General features: G+C 44.5%; 13 protein-coding genes and 3 pseudogenes. 7 read left to right on the forward strand and 9 right to left on the reverse strand.

Features of this window, described 5'->3' with window-relative positions; all coding sequences use genetic code 11:
• Positions 1 to 198 precede the first annotated feature (198 nt).
• From VTH8203_RS15890 to VTH8203_RS15905, 4 genes are read right to left on the reverse strand one after another with little or no spacing between them, the layout of a single operon-like run.
• The gene (locus tag VTH8203_RS15890; protein WP_096994550.1) at positions 199 to 1,164 is read right to left on the reverse strand and encodes a sugar ABC transporter substrate-binding protein; all 966 of its coding nucleotides are present in this window, start codon (positions 1,162 to 1,164) and stop codon (positions 199 to 201) included.
• Between the two features lie 43 nt (positions 1,165 to 1,207).
• The gene (locus VTH8203_RS15895; RefSeq protein WP_096994551.1) at positions 1,208 to 2,005 is read right to left on the reverse strand and encodes an ATP-binding cassette domain-containing protein; all 798 of its coding nucleotides are present in this window, start codon (positions 2,003 to 2,005) and stop codon (positions 1,208 to 1,210) included.
• Positions 2,006 to 2,037: 32 nt separating this feature from the next.
• Positions 2,038 to 3,162 carry an ABC transporter permease gene (locus tag VTH8203_RS15900; RefSeq protein ID WP_096994552.1) on the reverse strand — a complete coding sequence of 375 codons (1,125 nt, stop codon included), beginning with the start codon at positions 3,160 to 3,162 and terminating at the stop codon, positions 2,038 to 2,040.
• A gap of 32 nt (positions 3,163 to 3,194) precedes the next feature.
• Positions 3,195 to 4,100 (reverse strand): TIM barrel protein, encoded by a 906-nt coding sequence (locus tag VTH8203_RS15905; protein WP_096994553.1) that lies wholly within the window; start codon positions 4,098 to 4,100, stop codon positions 3,195 to 3,197.
• A gap of 441 nt (positions 4,101 to 4,541) precedes the next feature.
• Between VTH8203_RS15905 and iolD the strand changes: the two genes are divergently transcribed.
• The 3 genes from iolD to VTH8203_RS15920 all read left to right on the forward strand — a co-directional run bounded on the left by iolD (position 4,542) and on the right by VTH8203_RS15920 (position 8,820).
• Positions 4,542 to 6,395 carry a 3D-(3,5/4)-trihydroxycyclohexane-1,2-dione acylhydrolase (decyclizing) gene (gene iolD / locus VTH8203_RS15910; protein ID WP_096994554.1) on the forward strand — a complete coding sequence of 618 codons (1,854 nt, stop codon included), beginning with the start codon at positions 4,542 to 4,544 and terminating at the stop codon, positions 6,393 to 6,395.
• A gap of 65 nt (positions 6,396 to 6,460) precedes the next feature.
• Positions 6,461 to 7,633 carry a Gfo/Idh/MocA family protein gene (locus VTH8203_RS15915; RefSeq protein ID WP_096994555.1) on the forward strand — a complete coding sequence of 391 codons (1,173 nt, stop codon included), beginning with the start codon at positions 6,461 to 6,463 and terminating at the stop codon, positions 7,631 to 7,633.
• Between the two features lie 356 nt (positions 7,634 to 7,989).
• A complete protein-coding gene (locus tag VTH8203_RS15920; protein ID WP_096994556.1) occupies positions 7,990 to 8,820 on the forward strand; it encodes a MurR/RpiR family transcriptional regulator in 831 nt (276 codons plus the stop codon).
• 474 nt (positions 8,821 to 9,294) lie between these two features.
• On the opposite strand, the gene VTH8203_RS15925 is transcribed toward VTH8203_RS15920, so the two are convergent.
• A complete protein-coding gene (locus VTH8203_RS15925) occupies positions 9,295 to 9,864 on the reverse strand; it encodes an aldolase/citrate lyase/malate synthase family protein (protein ID WP_096994557.1) in 570 nt (189 codons plus the stop codon).
• Between the two features lie 354 nt (positions 9,865 to 10,218).
• On the opposite strand from VTH8203_RS15925, the pseudogene VTH8203_RS25545 reads away from it, so the two are divergent.
• The 4 genes and pseudogenes from VTH8203_RS25545 to VTH8203_RS15945 form a co-directional block, all read left to right on the forward strand.
• A pseudogene (locus tag VTH8203_RS25545) lies at positions 10,219 to 10,470 on the forward strand (IS4 family transposase); the annotation flags it as partial.
• A gap of 4 nt (positions 10,471 to 10,474) precedes the next feature.
• Positions 10,475 to 11,372, forward strand: a pseudogene (locus VTH8203_RS15935) (IS4 family transposase); the annotation flags it as partial.
• Positions 11,369 to 11,554, forward strand: a pseudogene (locus VTH8203_RS15940) (IS66 family transposase); the annotation flags it as partial. The pseudogenes VTH8203_RS15935 and VTH8203_RS15940, both read left to right, overlap by 4 nt.
• Before the next feature lie 535 nt (positions 11,555 to 12,089).
• Positions 12,090 to 12,662 carry a nucleoside triphosphate pyrophosphohydrolase family protein gene (locus tag VTH8203_RS15945; RefSeq protein ID WP_096994558.1) on the forward strand — a complete coding sequence of 191 codons (573 nt, stop codon included), beginning with the start codon at positions 12,090 to 12,092 and terminating at the stop codon, positions 12,660 to 12,662.
• Positions 12,663 to 12,851: 189 nt separating this feature from the next.
• On the opposite strand, the gene btuD is transcribed toward VTH8203_RS15945, so the two are convergent.
• The 4 genes from btuD to VTH8203_RS15965 form a co-directional block, all read right to left on the reverse strand.
• Complete coding sequence (gene btuD, locus VTH8203_RS15950) at positions 12,852 to 13,610, reverse strand: vitamin B12 ABC transporter ATP-binding protein BtuD (RefSeq protein ID WP_096994559.1); 759 nt, start codon at positions 13,608 to 13,610, stop codon at positions 12,852 to 12,854.
• Positions 13,594 to 14,592 carry a vitamin B12 ABC transporter permease BtuC gene (gene btuC, locus VTH8203_RS15955; RefSeq protein WP_096994560.1) on the reverse strand — a complete coding sequence of 333 codons (999 nt, stop codon included), beginning with the start codon at positions 14,590 to 14,592 and terminating at the stop codon, positions 13,594 to 13,596. The genes btuD and btuC overlap by 17 nt, the downstream gene beginning before the upstream one ends.
• A 45-nt stretch (positions 14,593 to 14,637) precedes the next feature.
• Complete coding sequence (locus tag VTH8203_RS15960) at positions 14,638 to 15,666, reverse strand: succinylglutamate desuccinylase (RefSeq protein ID WP_096994561.1); 1,029 nt, start codon at positions 15,664 to 15,666, stop codon at positions 14,638 to 14,640.
• Between the two features lie 188 nt (positions 15,667 to 15,854).
• Positions 15,855 to 17,684 (reverse strand): M3 family oligoendopeptidase, encoded by a 1,830-nt coding sequence (locus tag VTH8203_RS15965; RefSeq protein ID WP_096994562.1) that lies wholly within the window; start codon positions 17,682 to 17,684, stop codon positions 15,855 to 15,857.
• Between the last annotated feature and the right edge of the window lie 175 nt (positions 17,685 to 17,859).

Here is a 17,859-nt window from a genome sequence, read left to right on the forward strand (position 1 = left end):
ATATCTCGCCTTGATCATATCTCTGTGAAATACGCGTTATCAAAGCAAACGTATAAGGAGGTTGATTAACAAGCTATATTACTTGTTAGAATGGAAGATAAACCTGAATGACTGCTCTTGTTTGTCCGCACACTACATTCACTGATAACAACATGTTTACCTAACAGTGAATGTAGATGCGAAGATATTGAGCTTCAATTAACGGTATTCACCCGCTAGCTGCTCTACCAATTCAACGTTGTCTTTAGTTACAAAGCCTGGGCCAGAGTTAATGTGATTGGATGGAATAACGCCATAACGATTGTACAACGTCAAAGCTACTACTGGTAAATAGCCTTGTAAAAACGGTTGCTGGTCGATACCCCACTGTATGTTGCCATCTTTGATTCCTTGCGCAATTTCATTACTAAGGTCGAATGTCCCAAAATAGATTTTGCCCAACTGACGGTTCTTCTCCAATGCTCGTAGAGTAGGATGAGCAGATGTTGGTCCAAGAGTCAGGATCGCATCAGTGTCAGGGTTAGCTCTTAGGTATGCGGACACTTTCTTTTCGATACCAGTAGGATCCTGCCCTACATCAATCATCTGATTACCAAGCTCAATGCCTAACGCATCAGCAAAACCTTGACAACGCTCAACTGAAGAAGGGTTAGTAATATAATGGTTCACACACACAAAACTCTCGACACCATCTGCTTTCGCTTTTTTACCAGCACCGAAGCCGGCATCATATTCTGGCTGACCAACGTGCAACATCGCACCAACCGCTTCACTCTGCTCATGGGTTCCCGAATTAATGGTAACTACCGGAATACCCTTTTTCTGCGCTTTGGCGAGTGCACCTTTGAGTACATCATAATCCGCCAAAGTCGTGATAATACCATCAGGGTTTGATGCGATCGTTTGCTCTAAAATTCTGGCCATATCAGCTAAATCACCAGAAGGCGGATTACGATACTCCACAACGACATCAAGCTGATCACCAGATAGTTTGATGGCATTTTTAATCGTATTCCACCAAGAGTCTGAGTCAGGTGCGTGGCTGACCAGTACGATTCTCTCCTGTTCTGCTGACACGGGTGCAACGTTAACTGACAAAGCAATTGCGATTGCACCTACTAACTTAGATGTATTAGATACGACTTTACGTAATACTGTTTTCATCTATATTCTCCATATATTCCCGTTAGTGGGTTGAACTAGCGCTTCAATTATCAGCATCTGCTCTCGCAAATTCTGCTAATTCAGCTTCTAGGGTTTCCAGTTCTTGACCTCCAGACATCATTTCCAGTAGTTGTTCTCGAGAAATATCATCTTTCTTCCAAGTACCAAGACTTTTGCCTCGATTTAATAGCGTAAATCGGTCACCGATTGGATATGCATGATGAACATTATGAGTAATTAATATCACAGCTAGCCCTTTACCACGGGCTCGCGCAACTATTTTCAACACATTCGCAGACTGCTTGACGCCAAGCGCCGCTGTTGGTTCATCAAGGATCAACACTTTCGCACCGAAATGGATAGCACGGGCGATAGCAAGGCATTGTCGTTCTCCACCCGACATCGTCCCTATCGGATGTTCACAATTTCTAACGTCGATGCCCATATCGGCCATACCTGCCTTGGTTATTTCGTTCGCACGCTTCGTATCGAATACACTAAATGGTCCGACTTTCTTACATAACTCACGTCCCATGAAGAAGTTGCGTGTCGCACTCATCAAAGGCACTAACGCAAGGTCTTGATAGACCGTGGCAATACCTGAATCAAGAGCGTCTCGCGGAGACTGAAATTCAATCGGTTTGTTATTGAGTAAAAATTCACCCTCTGATGGTTTGTGAACTCCGGCAAGTGTTTTTATAAGCGTTGATTTTCCTGCACCGTTATCCCCTAACAAGCAATGAACTTCACCCATTTTCACTTTCATGTTGATGTCTTTAAGAGCAATGACGGAGCCGAAAAAGCGACTTACATTTTTTAGCTCCAAAATATAATTATCCATTGTTATCTCTCCAGTTATCGAGCGGATGAAGTCTATCGTGAACCTGTCACTTTTTTACGAATGTAGTTGTTGAATAGAACTGCAATTAACAACATGACGCCTAAGAATACTCTGAACCAATCTGAGTCGACTCCAGTAAAGAAAATGCCCATTTGCACTACGCCGAAGATCAGTGCTCCAAAGAACGCTCCAATGACCGAGCCATATCCTCCTGTCAACAAGGCTCCACCTATAACAGCAGCAATGATCGCTTCAAACTCCTTAAGTAAACCGCGGTCCGCAGCAGCAGAACCAAACTCTAATACCTGACATGCCGCAAAAACTGTGGCGCAGAAGGCACTGAACATAAACAATAGTATCTTTACGCGATCCGTAGGCACACCAACGTTTTTTGCCGCATTTGTATCGCCGCCTGATGCAAATATCCAGTTACCAAATTTCGTACGCAGAAGAAGGAAAGAACAAATAAACGTCAACAAAAACCACCATACGACAACCATAGGGATACCTGCCACGACAGGCGTGCCATCACTGTAAGTTGAAATCACTCCTACTTCACCTAACCAAGTAAACAAGCCCGTACCAACGACACCGCCAAACGCCGCGGCTAACCAATCGCCCTCAGCTAAATCGCTGACGCCTGACAGTATGGTTTTGTTTGTCAGCATAATTGATAATGCAATGGTCAGTCCGCGCAGTATGAATAGAAATGCCAAAGACACAATAAAAGATGGGAGTCCAGTTTTAACTACAATGTAACCGTTAATAAATCCAATAAACATCGCCCCTGCGAAGGCAAAAATTACCGCACTCCATATAGGCCAACCCCAATAAACCGAAGGTATCGCGATCATCATCCCAGCGAATCCGATCATCGAACCGATAGAGAGATCAAACTCACCCGCAATCATGAGCAAACACGCCCCTATCGCGATAATGCCTAGTTGGGCAGAAACGGTTGTCCAGTTTAGAATACCATCTGCATTGAACATCCCTGAGTCCCAAGCAACTAATGCAAAAAATATAAAGACCAACACTGCACCCGATACAGAGCCCAACTCGGGTCTTGATAACAACTGCTTAATCAGGGATTCGTCCCTAACTCGTTCATCCAATGGAGCGTTTGGTGCTGTGTTTGCTATCTTCTTCTCTGCCATAAGAGTTTCCTTATTTGTTCCTAAGTTCCTTGCTAATTTTTGGGTGAGTTTTGGAAAAAAGTCTGTTCAATAAATTCTCGACTCTTTGTTGCATCCGCTTGCACATGTGCTACGTCCATCAAGTCAGTATCTTGCTCCACGGTAATCCATCCGTCATAGTCGATCGCTTCTAGCGCACACTTCACATCGTCAAAGTCCACACACCCTTTTCCTAGCGGACAAAAAATGTTGTCTGAAACGGATTGATAGAAATCCCTGTTGTTGTCCAGCGACGAGCGATGAACGATAGGATCAAGATCTTTAAAGTGGATATATTTCACTCGCTCTGCATAACGACGCATCAGCGCTGCGGGATCAATACCAGCGTATTTGCAATGGCCTGTATCAACGCACAGTGAGAGCAAGTCTTCCGGCACATCTTGCATCAGCTTGTCAACTTCATCTTCGTATTCTACAAAAGTGCCGGCATGTGGGTGATAGGTTGCCACGATGCCGTGTTCGTTGCAGATTTCTCCTACTTCCCTGAGTGTCTGCATCATATGTTCCCAACGATCTGCATCAAGCCTTGATGCGGTTTCAACCTGTCCTGCTTCATCGGTCCTTGGGGAGCAAACATGGTCTATTATGACCAGGTACCGCGCGTTTTGTTGTTGGAGAATCTGGCAGGTCCACCTTGCCTTCTCCAAAATCGCCTGTTTTTCTTCCGGTCGGTGAAGGTAATCAAACAAAGTACCCGCAACCAATTTAAGGTCGTTCGAAGAAAGCGCCGCTGAAAGCTCGTTTTGCTCAGTAGGCAGATAACCCAACGGCCCTAGTTCAGTTGCCTGATAACCCGCAGAGGACATTTCAGCCAGCACGTTTTGCCACGGTTGATTATTGACATTATCCGCGAACTCTATGCCCCAAGAGCACGGGGCGTTTGAAAGACGTATTCTCATGTAAATGTTTACCTCTCATTAATAAGTTCATAAACAGCGCTGCAAGCCAGTGGAACGGAACGAGAACGTGTTATAAACGTCTCCTTTAGGAAGATAATTTCCTGTTAGCAATATCGGTATACACATCACGCAACACCAACACAAAAATCACAAAATGTATTGATAATGTTTTCATCGTTCTAACAATAATATAACTAAATTTTGTAATTTTCGAGACATGGGTCACAATAATAGAATTACTTAATGATCTAATCATCATTAGTGGATGTGTTATTGAAAACATTCTCATAACATTAAATCTAACAAACTTGTTAATAACATATTCCTCGCAGCAAGCGGATGTACACACTACTTGCGCTATCGGAACGTGTCTAAAAGTCTGTAGTTTTGAGATTCAAGTAATCAAAACAAAATCTTTGATGAGGAAAAGGAGCCATTTTGATGAAAACTGTTCGTCTCACCACTGCCCAAGCCTTGGTTAAGTTTTTATCTGCCCAACTGATTGAGGTTGAGGGGGAAAAAGTTAACCTATTCGGATGTGCTTTCGCCATATTTGGGCATGGTAATGTGACATGTCTTGGTCAAGAGCTATTCGAAAACCAAGACAAAATACAAACATGGAGGGGGCAAAATGAGCAGTCAATGGCACATGCCGCCATCGCATACGCAAAAGCTAACAAACGAAAGCGTATCGGGATTGCGACCTCTTCGGTAGGACCAGGCGCCACAAATATGGTCACCGCTGCAGGTGTAGCGCACACAAACCGTTTGCCACTTTTGCTGCTAGCGGGTGATACCTTTCAATCTCGGTTACCCGACCCAGTACTTCAGCAAACAGAGCACTTCAACGACCCAACAATAACTGCGAATGACTCGTTCAAATCAGTCACTCGCTTCTGGGACAGAATAACCAAGCCTAGCCAGTTAGTATCATCGCTACCCAACGCTATCGCATCTTTGCTCGATCCAGGCGATTGTGGTCCAGCATTAATTGCGCTGCCCCAAGACGTTCAAGGCGAGGCATGGGACTACCCAGTCGACTTCTTTAAGCCTAGGTTACACCGCATACGGAGACCACAGCCAGAACATGTCGACATCATGGATGCTGCAACCGTAATTCGCCAATCGGAAAAACCGATGATCATAGTGGGAGGTGGTGTCATATATAGCGATGCCGAAGAAATTGTTGAGTCTTTCTCTGATGCGACTGGTATTCCAATGGTAGAAACCATTGCAGGCCGCAGTGCCCTGTTAGCGTCTCACCCTAACAATTGCGGTCCAATAGGAACAACGGGCTCTGACAGCGCCAACAACCTAGCAAAAGAAGCTGATGTCGTCATTGCGATTGGCACCCGTCTTCAAGATTTTACCACTGGATCGTGGACCGTTTTTCAAAACCCAGATTTAAGGCTTATTTCCATTAACACCTGCCGTCACGATGCCATTAAAAGCAACTCGCTAGCCATCATTGCAGACGCCAGGGATGCGGTAAGCCAACTGTCAAGCGTTATAGGACCTTCGAAGGTTTCGGAGGAGTGGGTAAAATATGCTCAGGCAGAACGAGCTAGTTGGTTTGACGTCGTGGCTAAACGTGTAGCCAAGACCTCCACGTCATGCCCATCCTATGCACACGTTATTGGCGAAGTGAATCGTTTAGCGGAAGACGGCGATCGAATCATCACGGCAGCAGGCGGATTACCAGCTGAACTTAACATGAATTGGTTAGCTAGGCATCGAGCTGAAATCGACATTGAGTTTGGTTTTTCCTGCATGGGCTACGAGGTCGCTGCTGGTTGGGGCGTAAAAATTGCGAATCCCGACCATGACCCAATCGTGCTCGTAGGCGACGGCTCTTACCTGATGCTGAACTCCGATATATACAGTTCCGTCCTTACCGGGCATAAAATAATAGTTTTAGTCTGTGATAACGGTGGCTTTGCCGTTATCAACAAGCTGCAAAATAATACTGGTAATAGTAGTTTCAATAACCTTCTTAAAGATTGCTCAACGCAGCTTAAAACACATGTGCCACGTGTCGATTTCACGCAGCATGCCGAAAGTCTGGGTGCTAACTCAGAAAAACTCACAAACTTGGATGACTTTGAAAACGCGTTTTCACGCGCGAAAGAGTCCGACAAAACCTATGTGATTGTCATTGATATCGAACCCACTCAATGGAGTTCTACGAACGCCTGGTGGGAGGTAGGATTGCCCGAAGTTACAAGCGATGAGACTAGAGCGAAAGTGATAGCCGATTGGGAGCTCGGAAGAAAAAATCAACGCAAAGGAGTCTGAGTCTATTTACTCGACTGTTAAAAGTAAAAATCTAGGCTAATTTGAATAATTCCTCGGAGATTTATATGTTTAATCAAGAACATGCATCATACACTCCCATTCGTTGGGGCATGGTTGGTGGCGGAAAAGGAAGTGAAATAGGCTTTGCGCATCGAGACGCTGCTACCCGAGACGGCTTGTTTAATTTTGTCGCTGGAGCATTGGATGTTGACCCTGCTCGCTGCAAGGAGTTTGGAACAAAAGTTGGTCTGAGTCCTGAAAGATGTTACGCAGACTACGAAGAAATGTTCAAACAAGAAACAATACGTCAGGATGGTATACAAGCTGTCTCGATTGCCACTCCTAACGGCACACACTTCAAAATAGCAAAGGCGGCACTGGAAGCTGGCCTGCATGTTATTTGCGAAAAACCACTCACGATTAACACAGCCGATGCGCTTTTGCTCAAGGCGCTAGCCATCAAACAAAATCGTTTTTTTGCTGTAATGTACGGTTATTCAGGTTTTCCAATGGTCCATCAGGCAAGAGAGATGGTGGCTAGAGGAGACATAGGAAAGGTTAGAATTGTCAACATGCAGTTTGCTCATGGTTTTCATAGTGCACCGATTGAATCTCAGAGTCCCGGTGCATCTTGGCGTATGAATCCGGCCATTTCCGGTCCAAGTTTCATTATTGCTGATTGCGGGACCCACCCCTTCTACGTAGGTTCATTTATCGCTGGTGTCAAAGTGGAATCTCTATTGTGCACTCGCCAAAGCTTTGTCGAGAGCCGCTTTCCATTAGAGGACAATGCAAATGTCCTATTTAGATTTGTAGGTGGTGCAGTTGGTACACTTTGGGCAAGTGCTGTCAATGCAGGTTCGATGCACAAACAAATTATCAGGGTTATTGGTGAAAAGGGTAGCATAGAGTGGTGGGATGAATATCCAAACCAACTGCGATATGAGTTGCAGGGAGAACCAGTACAAATCCTCGAACGTGGTATGGGATACCTTTGCAATGACAATTTCGGTGTCTCGGCAAATCGAATCGGCCCTGGTCATGCTGAGGGGTTCTTTGAATCCTGGGCTAACCTCTATCACCGCTACGCACTAGTCATTCACGCTCATCAAAATAAAGATGCTAAAACACTGAATACTATTTGGTACCCTGACATCGATGCGGGCGTCGACGGCGTCAAACTTGTGGATGCATGTGTCAAATCATCAGAGTTAGGAAGTGTTTGGGTTAATTTTTGATGTGGATAATCATCGATATCACAGTTCCGAACATCGAAAAAGATATGTTTATTGAATGACCAGAATTGCACTGCTAGTTTGCAGCATTTCTCCAAAGTGAGCTGGCAGCAGCCATCTCGGCAGTTATTTCAGACTATCCATAGATTTTATGGATAGTTTTTTTGTTTGCAACATAATCTAACTTTTGTCAGATGAGACTCAATTCCGCGCTGTGTGGACCTCGTCTTAGATTTGTCTTTCACGTTTTTTATAGAGCACATTTATCATACTCACCGCAGTAAAGATGAAATGAATATTTCAAATAGGCAGCAATTAAGGTATTTTAGGCGTATATCCTTTAGCTTTTGGAGAGCTCAATGAAACCTGCTGCTACATTAATTGAACTACAGCAACAAATACGATTAGAATTTTCAGGGTTGAGTAAGCGTCTTCAACAAGTGGCAGCGTATGTGCTTGATAACCCGAATGACATCGCCTTAGAGACTGTAGCAACCATAGGGCAAAAAGCAGAAGTACCTCCCTCGACTTTAATTCGATTTGCTAGCGCATTTGGTTTTAGTGGCTTCAATGAGATGAAAAAGTTATTTCGCGAAAAAATCATCGAAGAAACCTCAAGCTACACCGACCGAGCAAAAATACACCGGCAACTACACAGTGAATCATATTCACCTAAAAGCCCAAAAAGGATTGTCCAAGAGTTCGCCAATGCCAATTCACAAGCTATGAACTCATTGGCAAACCACATTTCAGAGCGCGATCTCATAAACTCTATCGATATTTTAAAAAAGTGCGAAAACATCTACGTAATAGGTTTGCGTCGGTCTTTTAGCGTAGCGTCTTACTTCACCTATACTTTGCGCCATTTGAATAAGCGAGCATTTTTGGTTGATGGCCTAGGAGGTATGCTTGAAGAACAAATGAGAATGATTGGCCCAAACGATGCCGTTATTGCCATAAGCTTCAGTCCTTATGCCAATGAAACCGTTGTATTATGCGAATTAGCAGCCAAAGTAGGCGCAAAGCAGATTATGATTACCGACAGCCAAGTCTGTCCACTCGCTAACTTTAGTGATATCAGTTTTATCATCAAAGAGGCTAAAGTGGATGCTTTCCGCTCTCAGTCCACCTCGCTATGTTTGGTGCAAAGTATTGCTGTCGCAATGGCGATGAATAACGAGGAGCAATAATCCAAAGAGTTTCCTGGCGCACTGGGATATTGGCGTTAAACACCATTAAAGCTGCTACATTAGATCCAGTTGTTACTACCATTCATGCACAAAGGTTTGTCATTGACGTTTTCACATGGTGAAGCGTTTCAATAAAAAGCTGGTAGAGTTCTGGGGTGAACTAAAAAATTCGATGAGTAACGAAAATGACACTCAATACCCTAAGAAAACTTGTTGGTTATTCGTAAGTAATCCAGATAAGTTAGATGAGAAAGGTCAAGCGTGACGGGAGCGAGCACTCGAAGTTAAAAATTCTGTTGTCGTAGCCATCAAGGACAGAGTGTGTGAGCAACCGAATACAGACGCTGAACAAAATCGCCTATGGGTATCGTGATTGGAAATTTTTTTGAGTTAAGAATTAATAAACTCGAATAAACAAACCGCGCATAAATGCGCGGTTTGTTTGTCCATATTGTTACAAAAACCAAAACATGTTTAACAAGCAAAGCAAAAACCTAGTAAATAGTCTTCCCCGCTTTTCGCTGTGTATTCCTTGTCTTCGTTGCTTGCTGTTGGGCGGCATTTATTATCGCCTTTCACTAGACTCACCCAGTGACGAAGCCCCGTCGCACGTTGACTTTCCGATTGACCAAACAGAGTGCACGTTTCCAATTGGATGTCTGCAATTTGTACCAACTGGAGTAGTCCATTGCCTTGACGGCGAGCCAGTGTCACTTCTACGTGCGTGCCACTCTCATCACGAAACAGGATCGAATCTGGTGAACATTTGTCTCCGGCATAAGCCACAAACTGTTTGGCATGACGAAGGCCGCTATGCTGACCATTTTTGAAGTAGGCTTGAACGTGGCGATAGTCAATTTCATAACTCACCACATCTTCGTGAGAACCATTCTCTAGTGGGAACAAGGTATCAAGAAGTTGCTTAGTCATTTGTTGTTTTTGAGTAGGCTTATCAGCGTTGACCATTTCCACGGCAAACACGGCTTCAGCGATAAAATTTTGCGGGTTATGGGGTTCTGTTTTATCGAATGTCTGCATATTCATAGTCTATTCCTTCAGAGGCAATTAATAACAGCTTAAGCAAATACCCTTAACACCTTGTTGGTTTGTCTCGTTATTGCTTGATCATTAGAATAGCTTCTTTTTAAAAACAATTTCACAACGAAATTTTCACACTGTCAATTTTACAAAATCACTCTGTGTAAAAATTGATAACGCACGTTAAGAAATTATACTTATTCAATATTTTTCAATACTTTAATAAAATTAGATATGCAGAAGACACAAAACCCTGAGGAATCCCCTAATGATTTGGATAAAAATCATAAAGTTAAGCTGGATGCACATCTTGTCGTATGATCATATGGTTCTGCAAAAAATCAATAATCAGACAACAAGATGTGCGAACTCGATATTTTACACGACTCTCTCTACCAATTCTGCCCTGAATTACACTTAAAAAGACTGAACAGTTTAACGCTAGCTTGCCACGCATTACTTGAGTGTAAAACGCTTACTCTTACCGAGCTTGGTCGTAACCTACCAACGAAAGCTAGAACAAAACATAACATCAAACGAATCGACCGATTGTTAGGTAATCGTCACTTGCACAAAGAGCGACTCGCTGTATACCGTTGGCATGCGAGCTTCAATCGCACTATAGGGGCGTTCTGTTACTCTTTACGAGAAAGCGTTTCCGCTTTCAGAGCAATGTTCAAAGGCGGCTCATGACCAATTTTTAAACGACCTTGCAAGCATTCTACCGAGTGACACGACACCGCTCATTGTTATTGATGCTGGATTCAAAGTGCCATGGTTCAAATCCATTGAGAAGCTAGGGTGGTACTGGTTAAGTCGAGTAAGAGGCAAAGTGCAACATGCTAACCTCGGTGCGGAAAACTGGCTCTCTGTCAGTAGATTACACTGCATGGCCTCAAGTCGTTCAAAGACTTTAGGCTATAAGCGGTTGACTAAAAGCAATCCAATCTCATGCCAAATTGTACCGTATAAATCTCGCCCTAAAGGCCGCAAAAATCAGCGTTCGACACGAACTAACTGTCATCATTCGTCACCTAAAATTTATTCTGTTTCGGCAAAAGAACCGTGGGTTCTAGCGACTAACTTACCCGTTGGAACTCGAACACCCAAGCAACTTGTTAGGATCTACTCGAACACCCAAGCAACTTGTTAGGATCTACTCGAAGCGTATGCAGATTGAAGAAACATTCCGAGACTTGAAAAGCCCTGCGTGCGGATTAGGCCTCCGCCATAGCCGAACTAACAGTCCAGAGCGCTTTGATATCATGCTACTAATCGCCCTAATGCTTCAGCTGACATTATGGCTTGCTGGAGTTCATGCTCAGAAACAAGGTTGGGATAAACACTTTCAAGCTAACACTGTCAAAAATCGAAATGTACTCTCAACAGTGCGATTAGGCATGGAAGTTCTGCGGCATTCTGGTTACGCAATAACGAGGGAAGACTTGCTCGCAGCTGCAACTATGCTTGCTCAAAATCTATTCAAACATGGTTGTGCTTTGGGGGAGTTATGAGGGGATCCCTCAGTGCCGAGCTACAAGCGATGGTGAAAGCGCTAATGGCGTCAGAAAACCGATTGAAACAAGAGCGCCAGTCGCTACTTGAACAGCTCAAACTTGCCTTCGAACGCCAGTTCGCTAAACGCTCGGAGGCGCTAAAGCCTTACGATGTATCTCAAGGTGACCTCTTCAACGAAGAGATGTCTACCAGTTGCTTGATTTATGGGGAAACTTCAATAGCTTCTATGCGGAATTACCAACCAAACGATGATATTTTTGGAAAGCAGTGAAGCATTCTGTGAAGGCGGTTGTCTGACGCTATAAAATAGCCGAATGTTAAAAGGCCACCTTAAACGGTGGCCTTTAAGTACGACGACTCGGGACCCTAATTCCGAAACGACGTTTTCCAAAAAGTACGTGTACTTTCTGAAACCGGTAGACCACCCCACTCCAGATAGAAACTGTGGATTAGTCGAAATAGGTGTCAATCGATGACCATGTTGCCTAACATAGTTATCATCTACGCTTGTTTTAGGCCTCAAAATAATTCTAATGACAATCATGACCTTAATCAATCCAGTCATGGTTAGTTAGTGAACAAAGCGTACATAAAAATCAGCAATAGTGGTAATTCAATCACACTTATATCTACTCTACGCATATTTCACATCGCTAGCGAAAAGTTATGGTGTTTGGTAGGATCGTGCTACCTATACCAAAAGACATAAATCGATGAAATTAACCAAACTTACTCAAGAGATTTTCGATCACCTTTACCGTGATATCACTGAATTCCGTACCACATTTGATTTGCCAGTAAATGACCCTCACTCTCTTGATGATGCAGCGGATACTTTGCATAGCTCGCTAGCTATCGAAGAAATGACTGAATTGGCGGAAGCCGATAGTAAAGTGGAACAAGCGGATGCGATCATCGATTCGGTTTATGTGTTAATGGGTCGCTTGGTTCACCTTGGCGATAGCAAAGTTGCGGACAACGTGGCTATTAGCTACCTTATTGAACTGTTACTGCATGTTGCCGCTAACCGCGACATCGACTTCATTACATGCTGGGATGAAATCCATTCTAGTAATATGAGCAAAGTGTGCCGCACTGAGCAAGAGTATGCAGAAACTGAAGCTCACTACGCCAAACAGGGCATTACTCTAATGGCCGTTCAAAAAGGTGAATACATCATCGCAAAATGCGCGGAAGATTTTGTTTCTGAAGCGAAGACTATCCGTAAGGGCAAAGTACTTAAATCGGTTTACTACCGTCCAGCAGACCTAACTCCGTTGGTATAAATCCTGCAAAATTGCTTTGACAATGGCTATCACTGCGATAGCCATTTTTATTTTCCGTCGAATCATTCAGTTATGCTTTACTGTTCCCTTCTATCAAAACAAAAAGGGATGATTGAGCGTCTATGTATATAATGAGAAAGCGCACAGAGCGATGACGCTATTCACCGTCACATCGCATTCACCACACCATCAATCTTCAAAAATAAGATAGGCTCGCCCGTTATGATCAAGTTTTTGAACCGTCGTCTTGTAAACCGAGTTGATGTTCTCAACCGTCAAGACATCTTGACTACTCCCCACTGCTTCAAGTACACCATTGTTTAGTAACACGACATTGTCAGCCCTAGTTAACGTCACGTTTAGGTCGTGATTTGCCACAATAACGGTTGTACCCTGACTGGTGACAAGCTCGATAAGTCGATGAAGGTACTTTTCCTGGCCAATATCCAGTGGCGCCGCTGGCTCATCCAAAATCAAGTACTGTGCTAGTGGGTTGATGGGTTTCCATACTTGTATGCAACATGCCGCTAACCGCACTCGCTGCCACTCCCCACCAGATAAATGATGGACTGTACGACTCAACATCGTATCCAGATTCAACAGTTCAACAATGGATAAAATGGCGCTATTTACCTCTACACTATCATCTTTACAGCTGGCAGGAATGGATAACGAAAGAAACTGATAAACAGGCATATTGAACGCCGGGCGAGCGGATTGACTGAGATAGGCGCGAGTTAAGGCAATATCAGGAAGAGACAATGTCGACAGCGATGTCCCTTCAATAACAATATCACCTTGATAATCAATCACCCCAGCTAATGCAGCAAGCAATGTGCTTTTACCGCTCCCGTTAGGACCGATGACGTGTGTGAGTTGCCCTTTGGGGATAGTGATCGTCAATGGTAGTAATCGAGTACCAATCGCTAAATTATGAACTTGAATCATGACTCTTCACCAACATCCAAATAAAGATTGGCGCGCCTATTGTCGTCGTCATCACTCCAACGGGTAGCTCAGCAGAATCTAACACCACCCTTGCAAGTATGTCAGAGATCACCAACAAGGTTGCCCCAGTTACCGCAGACAATGGCAACAAATAGCGGTTTTCAGTACCAAAAGCTAAACGCAGAAGATGCGGAACAACCAAGCCAACAAAGCTAATCACCCCCCCTAAAGCAACTGAACCTCCGACCAAAAGCGATACACAAAGGATAAGTTGCCAGCGTACTCGGTTGACGTCCACGCCTAATTGTTTGGCGTGCACTTCCCCTACCATCAACTTATCAAGAACCCTACCTTGTAGGCATAGCCATACACTGATTGGCATCATGAGTATCGTAAGCACGTGCTGGTACCAACTCACTCCACCAACGCTTCCCATCAGCCAGTACATTAACTGACGAATGCTTAAATCGTCACTGAAATAGAACGCCCACGTTACGACGGCACTCGATAGAATCCCAAGCGCAACACCCACTAACAACAGCCGCGTTGTTGTCAGTCTCATGGTTTTTGCCATACTCACCAAAATGATGGTGAAACCAAGCGCCCCCACTACCCCAGCAAGCATAAAGCCGAGTGGCGTTGCTGCTGCAGGAAACGCGAACAAAATGATCACCATCCCTAAACTGGCACCGCCTGAAATTCCAAGAACGCCAGGTTCGGCAAGGACATTACCTAACAAGACCTGCAGTGAGGCTCCAGAGAGTGCCAACGCGGCACCGATTGCTGCTGCGGCAAGCAATCTTGGTAAACGCAAATCATAAAGAAGACGTGACTCAAGCGAGGTCTGGGGTGAAAAAGGGTTGATAAGAAGCTCTCCAACCGAGAGGTGAAGTAGCGCAGAAACAACTAAGACGCCGGTCATCGCAATAATTAAATAGCGCCAGCGTCTTTGGTTTTGATTCAGTAACTGATTGAATTCCATTTGAGAAGCATAACAGCGGCGATGCAGAACGCCACTGTTTTTCGATCAATCGTAGACCAGTTGGTCATCCTCATAGCGGGTTGCCACTTTTACCACCATTAAGGCGGCTCGTTGTCCTACAACTACTTTTCGATTCGGGAAAACAATAGCCTCATGATCGTTCTTTGCCATTAACGGTTTATCACCATCATGACCGAAGACTTCACCATGTTTAAACTCGGTAAAGTTCTCAACATCATCGTCAAACAAGAAGTCAAAATCGTCATGATGACGGATAACAGTGCGAGAAACACGATAGATAATCGGCTGTTTGGCTAAGTGCTCTGGTGTTTCTTGTGAAAGTAAGTCACGAGTTGCCAGATCAAATGCCAACAGTTTTTCTAAGTCGTTTTCACCAATTCGGGCGACGCGACCAAGCTCCATCGTTAACGCTTGTGCACCGTAATTCTCCGCAGAGAACCAGCTAAAGGTACTCGATGGCGCATTCGATAGCAGTACCGCATCCATATGCGCACTGGCTACATAGTCAAACAGCGCTTTACTTCTTACTGCATGCCTTGAACGAGGACTCACAACAAAAGAATAGTGTTTGGATTCACGAATCGCGCAATGTAAGTCCAAATGCCAGCGGCAGTATTCGTCAGTGCCTTGATAAAACTTATCGACCAATGCGCGTAGGTGTTTTGCAATCGCTACTTCCCTATTCACAGAATGTGGCTTGTTGCCAAACAGTCGGTTTAAGTTCTCATCAATAAAACGAGTAAAGCGGTTCGTCGCTTCTGGGTGGGCAATGATAAATAAGCAACGAGCATTCAGCTTCAAAAAGCCAGACTCAATGTCTTCCACCATTTTACTGACCAGTTCCATGGGTGCCGTTTCGTCACCATGGATTCCACATGAAATGATGATGTGTTTACTGTCTTTATCTAGATGTTTTGGGGTAACTTCTAACACCCCACGATAACTCAGTTCCATTTTCACTCCATCTGGAGTGCTCAGCGATTTTGCAGTGAACTCAGTTTCGGTTTCCAATGTATCTTTCAGAAATGACTGGCGAAAAAGCGATTTCGTCATGCGCTGCTCCCTATCTAACAGCGGTATGGTAATGAAACATTCAATAAATTTATACGGATATGATCGCGTTTATCGAAGTAAGTCTCGTAACTTTAAGGCAAAACCCTTATTTTACCGAAAAATCGACGAAGAGCACTACGCATGCAGTAACATAACCATTGCGTCACTCCATGCGTTGCTCGTTCGATTTATGATTTCAGGCCATCGAGTAGCGTTTCAAATTCATCTACTTTGACTGCCAACTTAGCCATTCCCTCATTCCAAAACGAGGATTGTGTCAGATCTTTGCCCATGTGTTTCAAGACCACCTCTTCCGCCAAATACGAACCTGTATCTCTTAGCAGAGCAACATAGTCCGGAAAGAATGCGTCTCCTTTGGTCGCGCGCTGAGCGTAGACACCTTGACTAAACAGATAACCGAATAAATACGGATAGTTATAAAAACTCAGCTCAGAAATACTGAAGTGCAGCTTACTCGCCCAGAAGTATGGGTCAGTGCCTGACATAGAGTCACCATACCAATCACGCCAGGTCTTCGACATTAGATCACACAACTGTTTGGCATCTAATTCATTGTTCTCTCTGGCCTCATAGAAAGCCTTTTCAAACTCATAGCGCACTGGAATGTTGATCGTCAGAGCATAGGCAGAAGATAATTCTTCCCACAGCATTTCGAGCTTCTCTTGTGCAGTTTGGGCCTGCTCGAGCATGTAGTCCCGAACGATATTCTCTGCAAAAATTGAGGCTGTTTCAGCCAAAGTCATCGGATAGTGAGTGCGACACAACGGCAAGTCACGCATTACCCAATTATGGAAGGCGTGTCCGAGTTCATGAGCCAATGTGAGCAAATCTGAACGGCTTCCGCCCCAAGTCATAAACACCAATGGTGTGCGCGTTGCTGCCAGCTTAGTACAATATGCCCCTAAGCGACGGTTGTTAGATGGCTCTGCGTCAATCCAACCATTATCCACCATAGTTTGAACAAACTCCGCCATGGATGCGTCAACCTGTTCAAACGCGGCTTTGATCACAGCAATGCCTTCCTCAAAGGAATAGACCTGCGCTTCTCCACTGTTTAACGGGGGCATGGCAGCCAGATGATTCCATGGTGTCATCGCCTCAAGTCCATGTACACGAGCCATCAGCTTGCCCGCTTTTTGACCTACGGCTTTGTGCTCATGAGCGGCGGACATCATCGCATCCAGTGTTTCTCGCTGGATACGATTCTCTCGCAAGCTAGGATCTAGGAAGTGCTCTTGCTTCGCTTTAGAGCGTTTCTTACCTTCATTGTGTCGCCATCCTGCTAACGCATTCACAATGGCGGCAAACGACGTTTCATTGGCCTTCATCGCAGATTGAATGCCCTCCCACGCGGCTTGCTGTTTTGCAAATTCACCGCCATACAAAAGGCTGGCCGCCTTGGAAAAACCGACGGTCTCCGAGCCGGAGTCCGTTTTGATTTCAATGGAAAGAGAACCCGTTATATTGTCGTATAACCTACCCCAGGCATCACGCCCATCCACTTGCACCGCACAAAGCAGTTGCTCTTCCTCAATGCTCAGTTGAGTCTCCGCTTTGCGTTGCAATAGCTCAATTTGAAAGCCTTGCCCTGAGACAGACGGATCCTCATGGTCAAGAACTTGTTCAATAAACGACACGTCTGCCAACGCCAAAGTATTTTCGTACGGGGTGAACGCTTGTTCTAGTTCGGAATTTAGCTGAGCAATACGCCCAATTAACTGTTTGGCTTGAGTATTTTGTGCATCGGTAGAAGCATAGCAATTGGCTAACGTATTCACTGTCGCCAGTAAAGTACCTGCCGCCTCCATGGTTTGAATCGCATTTTGCATCGCTGACACATTCTGACGTTCGCCACAGTGATTATTCAACAGTTCAATAGAACGTCGAATCAAAGCAATGTCTTGCTCTACTTTTGGATCATCAAGGTTTTGATAAGCTATCGAAAGATCCCAAACGGCTTTGTTCCGGCGTTTTTCAAGGTAGTTGTCGCCTTTAATTTTTTAAGCAGCTTCTTTCTGCCTTTCAGGATTTAGCTTAACTTCACCAACTTCATCCCAGTTTCTAGATTCGTTTGACCACCGCTGTGGGTTGGCTGCTCTCGCTTGTTTATAAAGCTCTTTGCGCTTAGCTAAGATGGTACTATCCTCTCCATTATGGCGTTGAACTGGGGTC

Origin of the sequence: Vibrio thalassae (assembly GCF_900089835.1) — a bacterium.
GTDB lineage: Bacteria > Pseudomonadota > Gammaproteobacteria > Enterobacterales > Vibrionaceae > Vibrio > Vibrio thalassae.